The organism is Bradyrhizobium zhengyangense, assembly GCF_022012435.1.
Lineage (GTDB): Bacteria > Pseudomonadota > Alphaproteobacteria > Rhizobiales > Xanthobacteraceae > Bradyrhizobium > Bradyrhizobium zhengyangense.
The window spans coordinates 1-1,942 of sequence record NZ_JAKLUA010000071.1 but is presented as its reverse complement, the minus strand read 5'-3'; the positions used below and the strand labels follow the sequence as shown (position 1 = coordinate 1,942).

General features: G+C 60.7%; 2 pseudogenes. One reads left to right on the top strand and one right to left on the bottom strand.

Features of this window, described 5'->3' with window-relative positions:
* A pseudogene (locus L6637_RS42185) lies at positions 1–195 on the top strand (UPF0149 family protein); the annotation flags it as partial.
* Between the two features lie 34 nt (positions 196–229).
* Here L6637_RS42185 and L6637_RS42180 read toward each other — a convergent pair.
* Positions 230–1,095: pseudogene (locus tag L6637_RS42180) on the bottom strand (IS66 family transposase); the annotation flags it as partial.
* Positions 1,096–1,942 lie beyond the last annotated feature (847 nt).

The window sequence follows — 1,942 nt, the reverse complement described above, 5'->3', positions numbered from 1 at the left end:
GGCAACGTCAATCACGGCCTACTTCTACCTATCCTGCTGCACTGTCGCGACGATCAGGGCCGACCGCTGCTTGGACCACCACGAAGCGGCCGCGAGACCAAGAAATTTCTGCGTAACGCCCACGCCGATATTCCCGCGGCGGTCGAAGCCTTGCGGCAATACTGGATGCCGATCCGCTACGCCCGCGCTCACTGATCACTGCGGTCGTGGGAGCTCATGCCGGTTACAGTTAGTCGGCTTGGCGCGGGAGCTTCCATTCCCAGGCAGCAGTTCGCGCAGACGCGAAGCGGGAAGATCGGCGATCCGGGCGAGGACGTCGGAGAGCCGGGCTTTGGGATCGACATCGTTAAGACGACAGGTGGTGATCATCGTCAGCATGATGGCGGCGCGTTCGGCGCCGCGCAGGCTGCCGGCGAAGGTCCAATTGCGCCTTCCCAAGGCGATGCCGCGCAACGCTCTTTTGGCGGCGTTGTTGCTGAGGCAGATCCTGCCATCGTCGAGGAAGCGGGCAAAGTCGGCTCAGCGCCTGGCATGTAATTCGTGGGCTTCAGGACCTCGGAGGAGCGCGAGAGGGTTTCTCGCTCGCGCAGCAGCCAGGCGTGCATGTCGTCGAGCAGCGGCTTAGCGCGATCGGGGAGCTGGTTTACCCTTGCTGCCTACCCTGGCGTTCTTCTCGATATCGGCCAACTCGAAGAAGCCCCGCCGCGCATGCGCGAAGCAGAATGCCGGCGTGATCGGCATCGCTTTCCTTTGCGGGTCGAACAACGGCTCGAAGCCGCTATAGCAATCGGCTTGCAGGATGCCGGCGAAGGCGGCCAGATGCCTCTGGGGATGCTGGCCTCGCCGGTCGGGTGAGGCGTAATAGACCGCAGCCGGCGGCGCCGGCCCACCGAAGGGCCGGTCATCCCGCCCATAACTCCAGCTCCGGCGGGTCGTGCACTTGCCCTTCGCCAGGACGCGGATGGTGGTGTCGTCGCCATGAAGGCGCTCGACTGCGAGTACATGACGCTCGATCAGCTGGAAGAGCGGCATGATGGCGAAGGTTCCGTGGCCGACCTGGTCAGCGAGCGTCGACAATGGCAGGTCGATCCTCTCGCACTTGGTTGAGCGGGATATGCATGCCGAACTGTGCGTCCAGCGAAGGCTGGCATGTTCAGCAGGAGTAAGTCCTGCCGGGGAAAAAGTTAGCTCCCCGTAGTGTGGGTAGCAGAGGAGATAGAAATAGAACCTTTGAAGCCTATCGACAAAACTCCCTTGGGGAGACCACGAGTCATCGGGCCGTATCAAAAGAGAACGCGTTGTGGCCTCGAAAATGCTGAAAACCGAAAGTCGAGCCTGCAGTTTAGGGGCGAAGGCAGCATGATCCATCGAATGCTAACTGACACGACGGGTCATTTCGGCGGGGTGAAAGCGACAGCACGGTGACAAGGACATGCCGAGCAACTGGAGAAGCCTTCATCCCGGAGAGAAATCGCCGGAAGAAGGTAGGTCGTATAACCGGAGATCCCGGGAAATCGACCGAAGATGAGAAGGTGGCGGCCGGGACTGGAGTAGCGATGAAGCGGAGTAACTCCCGTGGAGCAAAGGGTCCCTGCCATTTGTGATGTCTCTAACGTAAGGAAGGCAAGGACGAGATGATAAAGGCGTCCATCGATTTGCAAGACCTGAGGCGGAGACTATACGTCAAGGCGAAGGCTGAACCGTCCTGGCGTTTCTGGGGTCTATACGTCCACGTGTGCAAGATGGAGACCCTGCGCGCAGCGTATGAGATGGCGAAAGAAAACGACGGCGCACCGGGAATAGACGGGGTGCGCGGCGGCGATCAGGGTGAGACTCCGTATTGCCTCACCTATCGATGCTCCCGAGTGCGATCGGTTGCCTCATTTATTTTGCTCCCGGCTTGGGTTGAGGAGGAGGCCGGGTGCGGAGATGGCCGGGGTTT